13 protein-coding genes and 2 pseudogenes are annotated in these 18,891 nt (G+C 68.7%); 11 read left to right on the top strand and 4 right to left on the bottom strand.

From position 1 onward, the window contains the following. Positions 1-377 precede the first annotated feature (377 nt). The 4 genes and pseudogenes from OG562_RS03475 (at position 378) to OG562_RS03460 (ending at position 5,342) form a co-directional block, all read left to right on the top strand. The gene (locus OG562_RS03475; RefSeq protein ID WP_266393469.1) at positions 378-1,442 is read left to right on the top strand and encodes a zinc-binding dehydrogenase; all 1,065 of its coding nucleotides are present in this window, start codon (positions 378-380) and stop codon (positions 1,440-1,442) included. A 265-nt stretch (positions 1,443-1,707) separates the two neighbouring features. Next, complete coding sequence (locus tag OG562_RS03470; protein WP_266393463.1) at positions 1,708-2,652, top strand: amidohydrolase family protein; 945 nt, start codon at positions 1,708-1,710, stop codon at positions 2,650-2,652. A gap of 940 nt (positions 2,653-3,592) precedes the next feature. Then, entirely contained in the window at positions 3,593-3,787 is a 195-nt protein-coding gene (locus tag OG562_RS03465) for a hypothetical protein (protein ID WP_266393462.1), read from the top strand. 712 nt (positions 3,788-4,499) lie between these two features. Then, positions 4,500-5,342: pseudogene (locus OG562_RS03460) on the top strand (IS5 family transposase). 70 nt (positions 5,343-5,412) lie between these two features. On the opposite strand, the gene OG562_RS03455 reads toward OG562_RS03460, so the two are convergent. After that, positions 5,413-5,781 (bottom strand): MerR family transcriptional regulator, encoded by a 369-nt coding sequence (locus tag OG562_RS03455; protein ID WP_099946741.1) that lies wholly within the window; start codon positions 5,779-5,781, stop codon positions 5,413-5,415. A gap of 117 nt (positions 5,782-5,898) precedes the next feature. On the opposite strand from OG562_RS03455, the gene OG562_RS03450 reads away from it, so the two are divergent. The 5 genes from OG562_RS03450 (at position 5,899) to OG562_RS03430 (ending at position 11,045) form a co-directional block, all read left to right on the top strand. Beyond that, positions 5,899-6,609, top strand: coding sequence for an SDR family oxidoreductase (locus tag OG562_RS03450; RefSeq protein ID WP_266393452.1), 711 nt, complete (start codon positions 5,899-5,901; stop codon positions 6,607-6,609). 519 nt (positions 6,610-7,128) lie between these two features. Beyond that, entirely contained in the window at positions 7,129-7,827 is a 699-nt protein-coding gene (uppS, locus tag OG562_RS03445; RefSeq protein ID WP_266393451.1) for a polyprenyl diphosphate synthase, read from the top strand. A 101-nt stretch (positions 7,828-7,928) separates the two neighbouring features. Beyond that, positions 7,929-8,840 (top strand): hypothetical protein, encoded by a 912-nt coding sequence (locus OG562_RS03440; RefSeq protein WP_266393449.1) that lies wholly within the window; start codon positions 7,929-7,931, stop codon positions 8,838-8,840. Continuing rightward, on the top strand, positions 8,840-9,994 hold the full coding sequence (locus tag OG562_RS03435) for a Rieske 2Fe-2S domain-containing protein (protein WP_266393447.1): 1,155 nt from the start codon (positions 8,840-8,842) through the stop codon (positions 9,992-9,994). Before OG562_RS03440 ends, OG562_RS03435 begins: the two co-directional genes overlap by 1 nt. Then, positions 9,918-11,045 carry a terpene synthase family protein gene (locus tag OG562_RS03430; protein WP_266393446.1) on the top strand — a complete coding sequence of 376 codons (1,128 nt, stop codon included), beginning with the start codon at positions 9,918-9,920 and terminating at the stop codon, positions 11,043-11,045. Before OG562_RS03435 ends, OG562_RS03430 begins: the two co-directional genes overlap by 77 nt. A 119-nt stretch (positions 11,046-11,164) precedes the next feature. Here OG562_RS03430 and OG562_RS03425 read toward each other — a convergent pair whose 3' ends face one another. After that, positions 11,165-12,130: a spirocyclase AveC family protein gene (locus tag OG562_RS03425; protein ID WP_266393445.1), complete on the bottom strand. Its 966-nt coding sequence runs from the start codon at positions 12,128-12,130 to the stop codon at positions 11,165-11,167. A 495-nt stretch (positions 12,131-12,625) separates the two neighbouring features. Between OG562_RS03425 and OG562_RS03420 the strand changes: the two are divergent. Together OG562_RS03420 and OG562_RS03415 are read left to right on the top strand one after the other, a co-directional pair. Then, a pseudogene (locus tag OG562_RS03420) lies at positions 12,626-12,808 on the top strand (hypothetical protein); the annotation flags it as partial. Positions 12,809-13,410: 602 nt separating this feature from the next. Next, the gene (locus OG562_RS03415) at positions 13,411-16,626 is read left to right on the top strand and encodes a Tn3 family transposase (protein ID WP_266393441.1); all 3,216 of its coding nucleotides are present in this window, start codon (positions 13,411-13,413) and stop codon (positions 16,624-16,626) included. A gap of 33 nt (positions 16,627-16,659) precedes the next feature. Here OG562_RS03415 and OG562_RS03410 read toward each other — a convergent pair whose 3' ends face one another. Then, a complete protein-coding gene (locus OG562_RS03410; protein WP_266393439.1) occupies positions 16,660-17,607 on the bottom strand; it encodes a chlorophyllase in 948 nt (315 codons plus the stop codon). A gap of 76 nt (positions 17,608-17,683) precedes the next feature. Then, positions 17,684-18,616 (bottom strand): alpha/beta fold hydrolase, encoded by a 933-nt coding sequence (locus tag OG562_RS03405; RefSeq protein WP_266393437.1) that lies wholly within the window; start codon positions 18,614-18,616, stop codon positions 17,684-17,686. Between the last annotated feature and the right edge of the window lie 275 nt (positions 18,617-18,891).

The following is an 18,891-nucleotide window of genomic DNA, read 5'->3' as shown; positions in this document are numbered from 1 at the left end:
CTCATGCCGCTACAGAGCGCTCCTGCGTGGCGTGGGACTGCCGTCGTCCCTCTCTTGAACTGGAGCCAAGCTAGTTCTAGGGTACTTTCCAGTCAAGGCCAGCAAGGAAGCTGCTTAGGCTCGGCCTTTTCTCATGACCCGTAGCCAAGAATGTGGGCGGACTGTCACCGTGTGGCGGCTGCCGATGCGGCTGCGTCGGAGTGTCGAGCGTCGGGTGCGTCGGGTGCGTCGGACTCGGTCGCTGTTGCGTTCGTGGTCCGGACCTGGTGAGCCGCCTGGCCGGGATCCGTTCGCTCACGGTGTCGCCGGGTCGGGTGAGGTGCGGGCGGCTGTGTGGAGCCTGCGGTGAAGTGCGTAACGATCTGAAGGAACGTGAAGTGGAACAGACCATGATGGCGGTCCGCCTGTTCGAACACGGCGGCCCCGAGGTGCTCCAGTACATCGAGACGCCGATTCCCGAAGTCGGACCGGACGACGTCTTGATGCGCGTGCACGCCACGGCCGTCAACAGCTGGGACCTGCGCTACCGTTCGGGCAATCTGCCGCAGCCTCTCCCGGGACGTCCGCCGTGGCCCCTGCCCTTCCAACTCGGCCGGGACGCGGCCGGTGAAATCGTCGCCACCGGCGAGAACGTCACCCGCTGGCGCCCGGGCGACAGGGCGGTACAGCTCCCGCACCCCCCGTGCCGCAACTGCGCCCTGTGCCTACGCGGACTCGAAAACCTCTGCATCGACACCGCCTACCCAGGACACCAGGTCTTCGGCGGATACGCCCAGTACGTCGCCCGCCGCCAGGACGCCATCCTGCCCATTCCCGACGGCGTCGACTACGAGACAGCCGCAGCCACCATGTGGACCTACACCACCCCCCTCAACTGCGCGCGCCAAGCACCCGTCGGCCCCGGCGACACCGTGGTCATCACCGGCGCCAGCGGCGGAATGGCCATCGCCTGCGCACAACTGGCAAAACTGAGCGGAGCCACCGTCATCGGCACCACCACCAAGGCGGACCGCGACGATGCGCTCACCAAACTCGGCTACGACCACATCGTGCACTCCACCGATCCCCGGATGCCCGCACAGGTACGAGAGCTGACCCACGGCCTGGGCGCCGACGCCGTCTGGGACTGCGTCGGCGGCAACGACTTCTTCCAGCTCTCCCTCGCCTGCACACGACTCGGCGGCACCGTCATGGTCCTGGGCACACCGACCGACCAGGGATCCCGCCTCGAACTGGACGCACTCGCCGTCATCGGCCAGCAGGTGACCATCGCCAGCGTCCGCGGCGCCACCCTGCGCGACCAGCAACTATGCCTTCAACTGCTGGCAGACAAAAAGATCACCCCGATCATCGACCGCGCCTACCCCCTCGAACAAGCCGCCGAAGCCCACACCTACCTCGAAAGCCACCGACAGACCGGCAAAGTACTCCTCCTGCCCTAACACCCCGGAGCCGATCACTGACGAGGTGAAGGCGGCAGAACCCTGCCAGAGGTCGGTGGGACCGCTGTGGTGGTCCCACTTGCAGGCGTCCCGTTCGGTGACCGAGAGCTTGTCGACCCACCCAGGACCCACGGACCGGGGAGCCGGCTCACAGCGGGTGATGTCTCCTTGAACAGCGACGCCCAAGCCGCCGTGTGCCCTCGGCGAACCCGGAATCCGCCCCCCCCTCTCTCCCCTCTTCCCTCCACGATTGAGGAACGCCTTCATGCGCATCGACACACACGCGCACGTCTACCCCAGCGACTACCTGGACTTCCTGGCCGACTCGGGCGTCACCACCACCGGCGGCCAGCGTGGGCTCGGGGCGGACGACACCGACAAGGAACTCGAGGCCCGCTTCTCCCTGATGGACCGGGCCGGTGTGGACCGGCAGGTGATCTCCGCCTCGCCGCTGACGGGCGCCCTTCCGGATCCGGATCGGGCCGCCGCCGCCGCCCGCCTGATCAACGACCGGTACGTCTCCCTGGTGGACCGCCACCCCGACCGCTTCCTGGCCTTCGTCGTGCTTCCTCTGCCGCACGTCGACGCGGCCCTGGCGGAACTCGACCGCGTCTTCGACGCGCCGGGGGTGGTGGGCGTGGCCCTGACCACCTCGGCCGCGGGCCGGGCGCTGACCGACCCGGCCTTCGCGCCGGTGTGGCAGGAACTCGACCGCCGCGGCACCGTGATGTACCTCCACCCCGCCGGCGACGGCGTCGCCTCCCCGCAGATCACCGACCACCACCTCGCCTGGATGGTCGGCGCGCCCGTGGAGGACACCGTCGTAGCGGCCCAGCTCATCACCCGCGGCTTCGTGACGTGCTACCCCCATGTGCGCATCCTCAACTCCCATTTCGGAGGGGCGTTGCCCATGCTGCTGGAGCGGTGGGACAACCTTGCCCACTTCGAGGCACCTGAGGCCCCCCTCCCGCCGAGCCAGGCGGCGCGCCGAATGTGGTACGACACCGTCGCCCACAGTTCCCAGACCGCGCTGCGGGCCGCGGTCCAGGCCGTCGGCGCAGACCGACTCGTCCTCGGCAGCGACTTCCCGTACCAGGGCGGCGAGCACTACCTGGACACTGTCGCCTACATCGAACGAGCAGGTCTCGACGCAGAGGACACCCAGGGCATCCTGGCCGGCAACGCCGAAGCGCTTCTGGGACTGACTTGATCATCGGGGTGCGCTGACGAGACCATCCGGGGCCGACAGGACAGCGGTGGCCGGATGTCAGGACGGCGTGGTGGCGGGCCCGGCGACGTCCGCCGGGCCCACCACCACGCCGTGGAGCGGGAATCAGGCGCGCAGCATCCGGTCGGAGTGCGTCCCGGGTCCTCCTCCGTGGCGGAGACATCCGGCGTGGTCTGTCCGCGCTCGCCGCTGCGCCCAGGTCGCGTCACGCCGTTGGCCGATCGTCATTGCCGGGGCGTTGTTTCCGGTGGCTGCCGACGGGCGGCTGGAGGATCTCGGCCTGTGCCGAGGCTGCTCGCAAGGCGCTGTCCGCCGTGCACAGCCCGACGATGATCCTTTGCGCTGCCTCCGTCGTCGCCGCTCAGCTTGGTCACGGGTGTGCGCATGGTCAGCGACGGGGCGACTGGGGGCCTGTCTCCCAGTGTTGTCGGCGGTTCGGGCGCTGCTTACGGGTGCCGGCGGGGCCTGCGCTCGTGAGCCGGTGGCTCGTGGGGTGATGTCCCTCAGTGCTATTTGGTCCGCGACTGGTCCGGCGGATCCCCCTTGGATGTCGGATAGTAACTTGAAGTACCCGGTTGATCACATTAGGTGCTCGCAATGTCGGGTTGCCTGGAGCGCGACGATGCCTCCAGGCAACCCGACTTCAGGCTCTAGGAAAAGCCAAGTTTCTGAGGGCTGTAAGAACAAGGAATGTTCTTGGTCTGCTGGTTGTACGGCGCAAGCAGCTCGCTGACCTGCGGATATGGCAGCCGTGGGGACGTTGCCGGGACCGCCGGCCCGGGACTGGTCCGGATCTTGACTGATGCCTATCTCGGGGCGGCGGCTCTGTTGGAGTGGCCGCATCCGCCTGCCCCGCGTTGACGGTCCCACCTGGCACAGGTTGTAGAGACCGTCCACGGGCGTCCAGTTGGTCCAGGGTGCCGTGGCCGGCGGCGAGATCACCAAGGCTGCACGCAACTGGCTGGGCAACGCATTGGACGCAGCGAAGCGAAGCCAGGTCATGCTCATGGATCGCGACGACATCCTGAACCAGTTCGTTGTGACCAACCTGCCGCTTCCCGAAGGTGTACTGCCCGGTGCGATGCCATCCGGTGGTACCACCGGAGCGCCATTCTGATGCGCTGATGCAGCTTCTCCCACCTGCCGGTCAGGCAGCGCCCTGACCTTGGCGCGCGACGTACAGCGTTGCCCGGGCAGCCGCCGGCGCCCAGTCTGTGCCACCACGATTGCCCTATTCCTCCACAGGTCAGGCAGCGGGGCATCGCGTCCCACGCCCTGCCGGCAGGCACGCCCACCTCGCCGCCGGTGTCGCATGCAGACGCCCGGGTCCGTCATGGTCGGCGGACCGGGCGCTTCGCTGTTCGAAGTGGCTACGGCGACGCCATTTGGGACCACCGAGGCGTCTGCAAGCGGCCCCTGTCTGTGAAGATCGATGCTCGTGAAGGCGGCCTGAAACCGGCCCACTTGGCCCTCCGCGCCGGTCACTGATGGAGCCGATTCAGGCCGTCCCGGTGCGGGCTATGCAAACTGGGGCCTGCTGGAGGCGCCGCGGACGATGCCGTGGCCCGCGGCGGCGTCCGTCGTCCAGCAGCTGTTGCAATCGGGCCCGGATTCCGTACCAGATGGCGCAGCTTGCCGGTGTCCTGGTGGTGCCGGGTCGACGCCGGCCAGCCGGTGCCCTAAATGGGTGAGGCGGGAGAGTCCCGCCGGGGAGGTAAGAGAGCCCGGCGGTAGGTGTGGCGAATGGCCGTGTGACGACCCGGAGGCAAGACAGGCACGAGCCTGGGTGATCATGGAGTTCTTGACGCTCAGTGATCACCGGAGGGCTCGTGCCTGTCCTGCCACCATGCCTGCTCGAACCCCTGTGGGACCAGTTCGCAGCGCTGCTGCCCGAGCATGTCGATACCCATCCGCTCGGCTGCCACAACCCGCGCATCCCGGACCGGATTGTCTTCGAGCGCGTCATCGCCGCCCTGGTGCACGGCTCCGGATAGGAGCGGATCGCCGACCGCCAGTGCTCCGACCGCACCATCCGACGCCGCGTCAAGTACTGGTCACAGCTGGGCATGGCCGAGCAGGTCCACGGGCTGGCCGTGCAGGCGTACGACCGCGTGATCGGCCTCCAACTCCATGAGCTGTCCGTCGACGGGTGCATCACCAAGGCTCCCTGCGGCGGCGAGAGAGCCGGACGCTCCCCGGTCGACCGGGGCAAGCAGGGCCTGAAGCGCTCAGTGGCCACCGAAGCCCGCGGCGTCCCGATTGGTCTCGTCTCGGCCGGGGCCAACCGTCATGACTCCCCGCTGCTCGTGCCCACCCTGGAGGCCGCGAAGAAGCAGATCGGTGTGTTTCCCGAGCAGGTCAACGTCAACTTGGACCGGGGCTACGACAGTGACAAGACCCGAGCCGCGCTCGAGGAACTGGGCTTCACCGGCGAGATCGCCCGCAAGGGCGTGCCCGCACCGATCCAGGCCGGCAAGAGGTGGGTCGTGGAGCGGAGCCACGCATGGATGAACGGCTTCGGCAAGCTCCGCCGCTGCACCGAGAAGCGCCAGTGCGCTGTGGACTTCTACCTCTACCTGTCCGCCACAATCGTCACGTTCCGCATGCTCATCCGCCGCGCGACCCCGCTCTACCGCTGGGACGGACGGCCCACCGCCAAGAGACTCAAGTGACGCCTGCTGACGGGCGTCCGTCTGCGTCGGGCGGACAAGCACTGCCGCACGCCTGGGGAAGGCGCGCTGCTCAACGAGGGCAGGGCCGGCCCGCGCTCCTGGCTGTGGAGGCTGTGGTGATGATGGCGTCGAGCCGGTCCCGGGTTTTCACCAGGGTGCTGACCTGCGTATCGATGCGGTCCCGCTCGGCCGACAGCCGGTCGAGCAGCGCGGGGGTCACGTCACCGGTCTCGACGCACGGCAGCAGTTCCAGGATCGCCCTGCTCGGCAGCCCTGCGGAGTACAGCTGCTGAATCAGCTGGACGCGGTCGACCGCGCTGTCCGGGTACTGCCGCTGGCCGCTGGGGCTGCGCGCCGAGGCCAGCAGGTCCTGCTCTTCGTAGTAGCGCAGTGCCCGCACGCTCACGCCCACCCTTGAGGCCAGCTCACCGATGCGCATCAACGCCCCCTCCATGACCTGGATCACATTCCTTGCCTCTGACGTCAACGTCAGGTTCTAGCGTAGCCCGTGAACAGCCCGGACAGGAATCACCTCACCACTGCCAGGAGACTCCCCATGAAGATCACCGGTTCCGTCGCCCTCGTCACCGGCGCCAACCGCGGCATCGGCAGGCACTTCGCCCAACAGCTCCTGCACCGGGGCGCCACCAAGGTCTACGCGACCGCGCGCACCCCCCACCTCGTCGGCCTCCCCGGTGTGGAGGTACTGCGGCTCGACATCACCGATCCGGCTTCGGTCGCCGCCGCGGCGGGCGCGGCCTCGGACGTCACCCTCTTGATCAACAATGCTGGCGTCTTCACCCAGCAGAACCTCGTCACCGGGGACCCCGAGAAGATCCGGCTGGAGATGGACACCAACTACTTCGGCACCCTCAACGTGGTCCGGGCGTTCACTCCCGTCCTGGCCGCCAACGGCGGTGGGGCCATCCTCAACGTCCTGTCGGCGATGTCCTGGCTCGCCTACGACGGGGCCAACGCCTACAGCGCGTCGAAGGCGGCGGCGTGGAGCCTCACCAACGGCATCCGCCTCGAACTCGCGGGCCAGGGAACCGCGGTGACGGGCCTGCACCTGGCCAGCACCGACACCGACATGATGGCCGGGTGGGACGTGGAGAAGAACGACCCCGCCGATGTCGTGCGCGCCGCCCTCGACGGCATCGAGGCCGGGAAGATGGAGATCCTCGCCGACAACAACTGCGTCCAGCTCAAGGCGGCCCTGTCCGCCGACCCGAGCGTGCTCTATCCGCAGGCGGTTCCCGCCGCCTGACCCTTCGGCAGCCGCCCGCCCGGCCAGGCTTCAGCCGACGTTCGAGGATCTAGGGATCAGCCGGGCGCGGCCATGCGTACTCGTCACGCTCCGCACGCGCGTCCGCCGCGCTACTGCTGGGACACCTACCCACCACCAGAAGACTCAAGTGACGCCTACCGCCGGGCTCTCTAAGTGGCGGAGCCGATGGGCCCAGCCCCAGCCTGTTGCGCTGGGCGTGCACGGCGCTCAGGGCAGGCCCTGGGCCCGCTCAAGGCAGGCTGATGCATCGTGTCAATCCGTGAGCCCCCGGTGAAGGGGTGTTCCGGGAGGGTCCGGACCGTTACACCTGGATCAGGCACAGTCGCCCGAAGCCGGTCCACGAGCGGGTAAGCGTTCACGCAGGTTCGTGCCCGATTTTCCTCAAGAACGTCCCAGGCCGCGCACAGCCACCTCTGTGGGAGTAGTGCGATGACCATCAGCTCTGCCGCCGACCCGTCCATCCCTCCTGCGGAGTACCTTCCTTCGCCGTGTCCGAGCATGGCGGCACTGCGGCATGTCGCCGTGATCGTGGACGGCAATCGCCGGTGGGCGCGCGCGCATCACACCGATCCGGCCTCCGCCTACCGGCGGGGTGGTGACCGCGTCCACGAGCTCCTGACGTGGTGTGAGGCGGCCGGTATGAGTGCGGTCACGCTGTGGCCTCTGTCCGCCGACAATCTGCGGCGTGATCCCGGTGACGTGCGTGCCCTGGTCCAGGTGATCACCGAAGTAGTCGGTGAGCTCGTCGATGCCAAGCGCTGGCACCTGAACCTGTTCGGTAACACGGCGTTCCTCGGCAAGGGCGTGCACCGCAAGGTCTGCCACGCCGCGCGGCACACCGGTGTGGTGTCAGGTATGACGGTCAACATTGCGGTGGCTTACGACGGGCGTGAGGACATCACCTCGGCCGTCCGGTCGCTGCTGACCGAGCACGCCGGCCGGGGGACGGCGGTCGCGGACATCGTGGACGGCCTCACCAGTGATCAGATCGCCGGCCATCTGTCCCTGACCGGGCAGCCTCCGGTGGACCTGATCATCCGAACCTCGGGCGAGCAGCGCCTGTCCGGCTTTCTGCCCTGGCAGAGCGCTTACAGCGAGTTCTACTTCTGCGACGTGAACTGGCCCGACTTCACCCGGGCGGACTTTGACGCCGCCCTCCTCAGCTATACCCGACGATCGCGGAGGTACGGGCAGTGACGACGTGCACAACGCTCTCCACGCCCTACGATCCCCCGCGCCCGGCCTTTCCGTTTCCGTCGCTGCGCAGCGCGCATGCCGCGGGGTTCGAGGAAGGTGCGTTGAAGTGGGCGATCCAGCGGGGGCTGGTGAGCGGCGGGAAGGCGGAGGCGTACTGGCGCGAGGTGGGCCTGGGCGAGGTCAGTGCCCGCGCGTATCCGTACGCGGAGGCGTCCACGGGGCTGCTCCTGACGTGCTGGATCGGTTGGACCGCCTGTGTGGAGCGGTACTTCGACGGGCCGACCGCGCCGGCCCCGCGGGAACTGCTCGCCCTGGGGGAGAGTCTGGCGAGCGGGGATGAGCCGCTGCGGGTGCGGGATCCGCTCGCCGCGGCGCTGGCCTACCTGTGGCAGGACACCAGCAGGCTGATGCCGCCGCACTGGAGGCGGCATCTCGCGGTCAACCTCGCGGGTTACCTCCACGCCTGCGCCGCAGAATCCCAGGAGCACGACAGCGACTCGCGGCGGGTCGGGATCGACGACTTCTTCGAGCAGCGCCGGCTCACGGTCGGAAGCTACGTCTACTGCGACCTGGTCGAATTGTCCGTGGGCTTCGCCGTTCCGGACGGCCTGTACCGAAGCGAGGTCTTCCGCCGGATGCGGCAGGTCTGGAACGACCTGACCTCACTCGTCAATGACCTGGCGTCGGTTCCCAAGGAACTGGCGGCCGGGGACATGCGGCACAACCTGGTGCTCCTCATCCACCAGCAGGAGGCGATCCCTCTCGCCCGGGCCTCCCACCAGGTCGCCGCCCGCATCGAGGCACTCGCCGGGACCTTCACCGCCCTCAAGGAGCAACTCGAGGCCGAAGCCTGCCGGCAAGAACTTTCGACGAGGGACCGGGAAGGCGTCCGGCGCTGCACCGAGGCCATGGAGGCGTTCATCGCGGGAGAACAGCGCTGGCACGAACTCAGCGCCCGGTACACGCGGGCAGCCAGTGAACCTCTCGATTCGCACGCGGTGAAAGGACTGTGATGTTCGGTCGCAAGCGACAGCGCTGGTACACGAAACCCGACCTGCGCCCCGCGGCAGGCGACGAAGCCTTCCCGCCCGCCCTGCCCAACCCCGCGGGCTGGTTCTGCATCGGCTTCTCCGACGAAGTCCGGCCCGGCCAGGTTGTCACCCGCATGCTCGTGGACCGCGACGTCGTGCTGTACCGCACCCGCAAGGGGCTCCTTCGGGTGACCGAGGCATACTGCCCGCACCTGGGCGCACACCTGGGAGTCGGCGGCACCGTCGAACGCGAGAACCTCGTCTGCCCCTTCCACCGGTTCGCCTACGCACCCGACGGAACCTGCGTGAAGACCGCCTACGGCAAGCGCCCTCCCAAAGCCCGGCTGCGGCAGCTCGAGGTCCGGGAGATCAACGGCGGCATCATCTTCGCCTGGTACGACCACGACGGCGCCGGGCCGCAGTGGGAACTCCCCGAAGTCGACCTGACCGGGTATTCACCGCTGGTGCACATCACCGTGGACATGCCCACCCACCCCCAGGAGATCGGCGAGAACACGGTCGACGAGGGGCACTTCCCCGTCATGCACAAGTCGCCGATCCTGGAGATCCGCCCCTACACCTTCACGGGGCACGTCCTCGGCCTCAACTTCACGATGCGCGTCCCGCTCCCTCATCTGCCCCGCGCGGCCATGACCGTGACCTACGACGGGGAACTCCACGGCCTGGGCTACACGGCCGGATCCATGACCTTGAAGGCCGGGCCCGTCCTGCGCGGCTGGATCATGCCCACCGTTGTCGGGCCCTGGCGGATCCAGCTGCGGTTCGCCGCCTGCCTGCGCCTGCCCGCCCCGCGCTGGCTGCCACCCCGTCTCGGCCAGCCCCTGGCCTACGCCGCCGCCCGGGCCCTGTGCGACATCGGGCTGCGCACCACCGCCGCCGGTTTCGTGCTGAACGACGACAGCCCGATCTGGCACACCAAGCGCTACCAGCCGGCCCCGCGCCTGGCCGACGGAGACGGCCCGATCACGGCCTACCGCCGCTGGGCCCAGCAGTTCTACCCCGGCGGGCACCGGCTGGCCGACGAGCAGAAGGGCACCCATGCCGCCTCTCTCCCCAGCGATCGACAAGCGCCCCTTCTACTGCCCCATACCCCCCGCACCCCATCCGCCGGCTGACACACTCGACGCCGACTCGGTGCGCTGGATGGTGGACTTCGGGATCTGCACGCCCGGCTCCTGGATCACCCAGATCAACAGCGGGCACGTCGCCGCCATGATGATCCCGCTCCACGAGGGCATCCCAGCCCGGCACATGAGCTTGTTCTCCGACGTCTGCTACTGGACCTACGCCTGGGACGACGCACGCGACGCACGCCTGGACCTGCGGCCCCCCGCCGCACTGACCTCACACTGCCAGCGCCTGGACCGGATCCTCGACCACCCCGAAATCCGCCCGCACGAGAGCGACCCCTACTGCCAGGCCCTGTGGGACCTGCGCCGCCGCCTCGCCGAACTCCCCGACACCGACCAGGCCATCCGCGTCACCGACGGCCTGCGCCGCTTCTTCCACGGCTGCCACCACTGGACCCGCATGCAGCGCAAACGCGCGATTCCCAGCCTCAACGACTACCTGCTCGCCCGCAGCGACGACTGCGCCGGCAGCTGGATGGTGCCGTTCTATCCCCTCATCGGTGGCTACCGGCTCACATTCCAGGAAGCCGCCGACCCGCTCACCCTGATCCTCAACGACCTCGTCCCCCTGGTCGGCGCCCTGGACAACGACATCGTCTCCTACCACCGCGAAGCCGCCATCGGAGAGTTCAACGTCCTCGACGTCCTGCAACAGGAGAACGGCTACTCCCTCTCGCACGCCGTCACCGACACGATCGCCCTGCGCGACCGCCTCATGACCCTGTACGTACGCATCCGCGACCACCTCGCCCGCACCGCCGGCCCCCACCTCGCCCGCTTCGCACACGACATCGGCTACATCATCCGCGGCCACATGGAATGGGCCCTGGAAACCAGCCGCTACCGAGCACCCCAGAACGCGAAAACCGGGACGCTCCACGACGCCACCGCGTTCACCATCGCCTGGAGCGACCATCCCGCCGACGACAATCCCCACCCACCAGAGCTTCCTGCGATCTCGTGGTGGTGGGATTACATTCGGGCCGCCGAAGCCAACGGGTGCGGCGTGGAAGACCTGCCTCCTGCCCGGCGCTGACAGGCGCCCCGAGCAGCCGCCGGAGCGGCCGTCAGCGGCTGCCCGGGCGGAGCAACTAAGTGCACGCCATCGCGACAGGCGCGAGCGCAGGCTGCGGACGGGGAGGTCACCGGGAAGGATCACCAGAGCCAGCTCGGCATGTCGCGGGGGAACGGGCCGCCGAGTTCCGCGATGGCGACATTACTCAGGAGATAAGCCAGGATCACGACGTTGGCCAGGCCCACGCCCGCGAGGAGCCGGATGAGGGGGCGCGCCGGCGTCGTGGTTCGGCTGCTCGTCGAGAAGAGCCAGGGGACCGGGCGGGACTGGTCGATCCGGCGCAGCACGAGGACGGGGGTGACCAGGACGAGGCTGGCCGACAGAACCTCCAGCAAAGGCAGCTGGTACCAGTGCCCGGTGAACAACGTGAGCGGGGGGTACCCGACCGGATAGGCGAACACACCGGTGAACAGGAACAGGGGCTCAAGGGGCAAGTCGATGAGGGCCCCGATTCCCGCCGCGGTCAGGAACAGCCGCCAGCTGCTCCAGTGCGGCCGACGACGGGCGATCTGCCGGTACACCTTGTACTGGAGCCAGAACCAGACCATCACGATGGGATACGCCAGCCCCGAGCCGCCGGCCACCGACTCGTAGATGGGTTGGCCTGCGGTGTCCGGGCCGTGCCAGCCGGGAATATAGGGGCCCCAGGTCTCCACGTTCGGCAAGTTCTGGTTGTAGACGACGTACAGCTTGTTCCAGTACAGGATCGGGTCCTGCCACATGGACAGCACAAGTCCTGTGTAGAGCGCGGCGTCGAAGGTGACCGTCCGTTCCCGCAGGCAGCGGCGTACGAGGACGATCCCGATGGACAGTACGGTCGCGGCGACGACCACTTGCAAGGCCCAGGCCGCGGCCATCCGCGCACCCGAGATCCGGTAGCCCGACGGCGGGGCGGACCGGAGCTCGCTGAAGATGAGCCACCGGCCCAGAACCCACGCCTGCAGGGCGACAGCGGCCACCCCCAGACCGCTCCAGACACCGACCGGTGAGATACGAGTACGGACGGAGAAACCCGCGGCGACCGTCGGCCTCAGTTCTTGCGTCATGTGAAGACGTCCCTCCTGGGCGGGCTGGCCATGCGGCCTTTTCTCTGCGCCTCTCTCCTCCCTGCTTCAATGTCTGGTCCCCGCAAGACCAACCCGAACGCCAGGCCAGGGGGCGTGCGGATCGACACGACGCACCCGCCTCGAACCGTGCGACCCCCAGACCCGCCCCCACGCACTGCTCCGCTCATCTGCGCAGCGTGACGTGTCCTCGGCGAGCCGGATCGGGGAACTGCGCACGGGCGAGGCAGCCGCCGCCGTCAGCGGACGGGTGGCTACGGCGGCTTCTTCCGGCTCCACCGCGGCGCCTCCAGCCGGCCCCAGTTTGTAAAGCCCGCACCGGGACGGCCTGAATCGGCTCCATCAGTGACCGGCGCGGAGGGCCAAGTGGGCCGGTTTCAGGCCGCCTTCACGAGCATCGATCTTCACAGACAGGGGCCGCTTGCAGACGCCTCGGTGGTCCCAAATGGCGTCGCCGTAGCCACTTCGAAGTGGGCGCCGGAGGTGGCGAAGCCTAAGTCACAGGTGCCGGTGTGGCCGTGAGGGCTGGCCTGGTCGGTGCTGTCGGTGGACTACGAGCGCATCCTGCAGGCGCTCGCAGGCCGCGTCCGCCAGGGGCCATTGACGTGCCAGGAGCCGGCCGTCGGGTTCGGCACGGAGGTGGTGCCGACGCGGGTGGAGAGCCGAACGACCGTCAGCATCAGATCTCATCACAACCGGAATCCACCCAACTCGGCAGGTCACTACCCTATCTGACAGGACATGACCAAGAGGTCGGGCACACTGGGGATGAACAGCGCCGACACCGTTCATCCTCGAGGCGCGCCCGCTCGGTTGCGGATCGGTGTGAAGGTACGGCGCCAGCGTGTTCTGAATCGCTCAGCAAAGCGCGGCGGCATCCGCAAGACGCAGGAGTCGGCTCAACGCACCAAGAGAATCATGGGGCAGATGCACGGCCGAGCCGGGTTCCCCCTCCTCCGCCACCGCATCCTCCTTCGGTGATCGCCACGTGGTGAACCACCGATTACGTGACAGAGCCGATCGTTTTACAGTCCCGATCAGCTGGAGCAGATCCCTGCCTCGGCCTGGCCGGCTGTGTCCATGTTCAGCGGGGGGGGGGGCACTGTCAGCAGTCGGTCGAGGCGTTCTAGGGGGATCGCCGAGGTAAGCCCAAAAGGGGCCACAGGATGATCTTGGTTCGTTGAGGCCGCAACCCGTCACCTGTTCGGCTCCGCCTCGTTGGTGTGATGTTGGGCTTGTCGTCTGGGGTCGGGGCGGGACTTGTGACCTCGATCGAGCGGACCGCGTATCCGCGGTTCAAGCGGCTGATCACCGCGCATGAGCTGCATCTGTTCTTCTCGCCGACACGCGATGAGGTCGCGTGGGCGTCGGGGGCCACGGACTGCGACGAGCATCTGCTGGCGCTGCTGCTGAAGTCCTACCAGCGGATGGGGTGTTTCCCCAGGCTGGAGGACGTCCCGGAGATGGTGGTGGACTTCGTGCGGCGGGCGGTGGAGCTACCGGAGGGCACGCTGCCGCTGTACCAGGCGGTGAAGACCGCGAAGAACCACCGGGGCCTGGTGCGGCAGCGGGTGGGCGTGGTCTACGACCAGGCCGAGGCCCGGAGGATCGCCGAGGCGTCGATCCGCAGCGAGGCCGCGGCGAAGAACGGCCCGGCGGATCTGATCAACATCGCGCTGGAGAAGGTCGTGGGGGCCGGGCTGGAGCTGCTGGCGTTCTCCACCCTGGACACGATGGCCTCGACCGTCCGCAAGGAGGTCAACGCGTCGATCTGCGCGGGCATCCACGACCGGATGAGCGCGGTGGAACGGGCGGGGCTGCTGCGGCTCCTGGAGGAGCGCGACGCGGACGGCACCACGCAGTACAACCGGCTGAAGAAGTTCGCGCAGTCTCCGACGTGGTCGCACTTCAAGCGGCTGATCGCGCAGTTGGAGTGGCTGGACTCCCTGGGCGATTCCGGGGTGTGGACGGACGGGGTGGCGCCGCGGAAGGTCACGGACTTCGCCGGGGAGGCGGATGCGGCGGACGCGTCCGAGCTGAAGGCGTACACGCCGGTCAAGCGGGTCGCGATGGTGGCGTGCCTGGTGCACAAGGCACGGATGCGGGTGCGCGACGAGCTGGCGCTGATGTTCTGCAAGCGGGTCGGGTCGAAGACGAAGAGGGCGAAGGAGGAGCTGGAGGCGCTGCGGCTTGCCGAGCGGGAAATGACCGAGACGCTGATCGGCAACTACCGCACGGTACTCAAGCACCTCGACGACGGCGGCCCGGCCCAGGAGGCGCTGGCGAAGGCCGCCGCGATGACCGCCGATACAGTCACTGCGCTTCAGGGCCTGGACGAGCAGGCGCCGGCCGACGAGGTCGCGCGGCGGCTGGAGGGGAAGGTCTCCCCGGCGGTGCTCGCCTTCCTGAAGGCCATGACGGTGCAGGCCGGAGGGCTGGTCACAGTGCCCAGGGTGGTGGAGGGGTTCGGCGGGTTCGCCCGGGAGTACGAGCAGATCGAGAAGGTCTCCGCCCACCACGGCAACTTCTGGGAAGTGCTGCTGTACGGGCAGATCGGCCGGGACCGGGCCCTGATGTTCGACCTGGCCGGGAAGCTGGAGTTCGCCGCGACCTCGGAGGACCGCACCGTGCTGGCCGCGCTCGCGCACGCCCGCCGCAACCAGGCGGCCCGCGGCGAGTACATCAGCGCCGTCGGGGAGGACGGCCGCGTGGTCGACATCTCCTTCGCCACGCAGAACTGGCAGAAGGCCGTTCTCGACCGGACACGGCCGGGACAGTTCATGCGCCGGCACTTCGAGGCGATGGTGTTCACCTACCTCGCCGAGGAACTGCGCACCGGGGACGTGGCGGTGGCCGGATCGGAGGAGTACGGCGACTGGTCCAAGCAGCTGCTCGCGTGGGAGGTCGTCGAGGAGAAGCTGCCCGCCTACCTGGTGGAGATCGGGCTCGCCGAGGACGAGGGCGAGACCGCCGGCTTCGACGCCGGGGTCTTCCGCCGCCAGCTGGAGGACCGGCTGCGGGCCGCCGCCGCGGCGGCCGACGCCGGGTACCCGGACAACGAGAGCCTGGTGATCGACCCGTCCACCGGCATCCCGTCACTCAAGGCGCACCGCTCGGAGGGACAGCGGCCGTCGGCGAAGCGGCTGGAGCAGGAGGTCAAGGCGCGCATGCCGGAGCGCACACTGATCGGCATCTGCGCGCGGACCGCGTACTGGGTGGAGTGGTGGCGCCGCTTCGGCCCGCCCTCGGGCCACGACCCGAAGCTCGCCGACCCCTTCGGCCGGTACGTGCTCACCACCTTCGTCAAGGGCACCAACATGGGCCCGTACGAGGCGGCCCGGCACATCCCGGGCGTGAGCGGGCACGAGCTGGCGTACGTGGCGAACCGGCACTTCTCCCTCGTGCTGCTCAACGAGGCGATTGCCGACCTGGTCAACGCCCATGCCCGCCTGGACATCTCGCAGGCGTGGGGCGACGGCACGGCCGTCGCGGCGGACGGCACGCACATGGACACCTACCTCGACTACCTGCTCGCCGAGACGTCCGTCAGGTACGGCAAGCCGGGCGGCATCGCCTACCATCACATCTCGGACACCTACATCGCGCTGTTCACGCACTTCATCCCGTGCGGGGTGTGGGAGGCCGTCTACATCATCGAGGGCCTGCTCAAGAACGCCTCCGAGGTCAAGCCCGCCACCGTGCACGCCGACACCCAGGGCCAGTCGCTGCCTGTCTTCACCCTCGCGCACCTGCTGGGCTTCGACCTGATGCCCAGGATCAGGAACTGGAAGGGCCTGGTCTTCTACCGGCCGTCCAAGACCACCGAGTACGTGCACATCGACGCCCTGTTCGGCGAGGCCGGGAAGAACGTCATCGACTTCGACCTGATCGAGTCCCAGTTCCGGCACCTGATGCGGGTGGCCGTCTCCGTCCGCGAGGGCGTCATCTCCTCGGCGACGCTGCTGAAGCGGCTGCGCTCCGGCTCCCACAAGAACGCCACCTACACCGCGTTCCGCGAGGTCGGGCGCGCGATACGCACCGTGCAGCTGCTGCGCTATCTGACGGACGCGCCGCTGCGCCGGCGGGTGACGGCGGCGACGAACAAGGTGGAGTCGTTCAACCGGTTCTCCCAGTGGGTCGGCTTCGGCAACCGGGGCGTCATCGCCGACAACGACCCTGTCGAGCAGGAGAAGGCGATGAAGTTCAACGCCTTGCTGACCAACGCCGTCATCTTCCACAACGCCCTGGACATCGCCGAGATCGTCCGCCAGCTGCTGGAGGAGGGATGGGAGATCGACCCCGAGGACCTGGCGCACATCTCGACGTACCTGACCGAGCACATCAAACGGTTCGGCGAGTACTCCACCCACGAACTCGGCATCCAGCCCGACGCGTACGACCCGCACCTCGACGTCGACTTCAGCCCACTCCGCGGCGACCACCCGGAGAGTGCGGACGGCTACGGCCAGGCGGCCTGACCGCGGAGCGGGGTCAGCCAGGCGACGGACGCACTACTTGGTTTCGACGCGTCCGACGGGTCCGGGTCCGGTTGCCAGCGCCTCGCACGCTGTCTGCCACGCGGTGTCGCCGGGGTGGAGCCGGCTGTGGAGGTAGGCCGCGGTGAGCTGCGCGAGCGCCGCGACCAGGCCGGGGTTCTCGTCGGTGGTCTCGGCGGCGTCGTACCCAGCGAGCCCACCGAGTCCGTGTTCCGCGCCGAACAGGGTGAGCAGGGTCTTGGGGCCGGGGGCGAGTGTGTAGGGGTCGGTGTGCCAGGCCGGGCCCATGTCGGTGAAGTGCCGGGAGTCGTCCTTGTCGCCCGCGATGACCAGCGCGGGTGTGGTCATCGCGGAGAAGTCCGTGGTCCGGAAGAACGGCGTCTTCTCGGCCATGAACCCGGTCAGGACCTTGCCGCCTCTGCCGGGCGCGGCGAGCAGCACGCCCGCCTTGATGCGAGGCTCGATGAGGTTCGCCTCCTGCCCGGTGTCGGGGTCGGTGATCCGGGCGCCCAGCAGCTGGCTCGCGGTGAAGCCGCCGAGGGAGTGTCCGGCGACGGCGACCTTGCTGTGGTCGATCCGGCTGGCGAGCAGCGGCACGGCCTTCTCAATCACGTCGAGCCGGTCGAGGATGTACGTCATGTCCTCGGTCCGCGAGCGCCAGAAGAAGGGGGCGCCCGGGACATCGGCCAGCACGTGGCCCAGGGTCCTGGAGTTGAGGTGGGTGGGCTGGATGACGACGAAGCCGAGGGCCGCCCAGAGGTTGACGATCGGTCCGTAGCCGTTCAGGGAGGAGAGGTTGTTCGAGGGGCCGTGGCCGTGGGAGAGGAGGATCACGGGCAGGCCGGTCCCGGTCGCGGGTGCCGTGACGCGAACCTGGAGGACGACGGGCCGTCCGGGCACGGACAGGACCACCGGGCTGTACGACAGGACCGGAGCGGGCGGGCCGACGGTGGACGCGCTCATGAGGGCTGGTTCCTTTCTGCTGCGTGTGCCGCCGCCCGGCAGAGGCCGGGCGGCGGGAGGCGAGTGCTCGGGCGCGTTACTTGCTCTGCAGCGTGCCGAGCGGGTTGGGGTCCTCCTCCAGTGCGGTGGCCGCCGCCTTCCAGGCGGCGGCCTCGCCGTACAGGGCGCTGCGCAGGTAGGCCGTGGTGAGCTGCTGGATCAGGGCGACGCGTGCGGGGCTGGCGTCGGTCGTCTCGGCGACCTCGTGTCCTGGGATGCCACCGAGGGAGTGCTCGGCGTCGAACAAAGTGAGCAGGCTCTTGCTGCCGGGGCTGTAGGTGTAGGGGTCGGTGAACCAGTCCGGTCCGCGGGTGGACAGGGGGGACTGGTCCTTGTCCCCGGCGACGATGAGGGCCGGGGTGGTCATGGTGTCGAAGGACGGCTTCATGAAGGGGAAGTGCTCGGCGGCGAACGGGACCAGGTCGTCGCCCAAGCCGGTCAGGGACAGCAGCACGCCCGCCTTGACCCGGGGGTCGGACATGTCCTCACCCGGCTTGCCATCAGAGTCGAGGACACGCGCGCCCAGCAGCGTGCTCGCCGACTGGGCTCCCCAGGAGTGGCCAGCCACGGCGACGCCGTCACGGTCCAGGCGCCCGGCCAGGCCCGGCACGGAGGCTTCCAGGACGTCGAGTCCGTCCAGGACGCGGGTGAGGTCCTCGATGCGCAGGCGCCAGATCCGCGGGGTGCGGGGGTCTTCGGCGGGGATGCCCAGGGTCCTGGAGTCGAGGTGGGTGGGCTGGACGACCATGAAGCCGTGGGCGGCCCAGAAGTCGGCCAGCGGGGCGTAGCCGTCCATCGACCAGCCGAAGCCGTGCGAGAAGACGATGACGGGCAGGCCGGTGCCGGTCGCGGGGGCGGACACGCGGACCTGGAGGTCGTCACCGCGGCCCGGGGCGGACAGGACGACCGGCCGCGCTGATACCACCGTGGCGGGTATCTGTTGGGCGTTCGCGGTCTTGGATTCGGACATGGAGGTGCCTTCCGTTCGGTGCGTGCGCACTCTTGGGTTCGGTGGGCCCCGGCGGGCGGCGACGCCGCGGGCATGGGCCGGATGGGGAGCGTTTCTCATGCGGAGCCACATCGACGCCGGGTGGCGACGGGCGGGTGGCTGTTCCGGTCCCGGGTGGAGCGTGCTGAGGACAGCAGTTGGCCGCAGCACTGCCGGTCTGCCATCATGAGGGAAACGGAACCTTGTTTCGCATAAGATACGGAACGTCGATCCGTTTTGCAAGTTCGACCATGGGA

Origin of the sequence: Streptomyces sp. NBC_01275 (assembly GCF_026340655.1) — a bacterium.
Taxonomy (GTDB): Bacteria; Actinomycetota; Actinomycetes; order Streptomycetales; family Streptomycetaceae; genus Streptomyces.
This window is presented reverse-complemented; position numbering and strand designations above follow the sequence as displayed.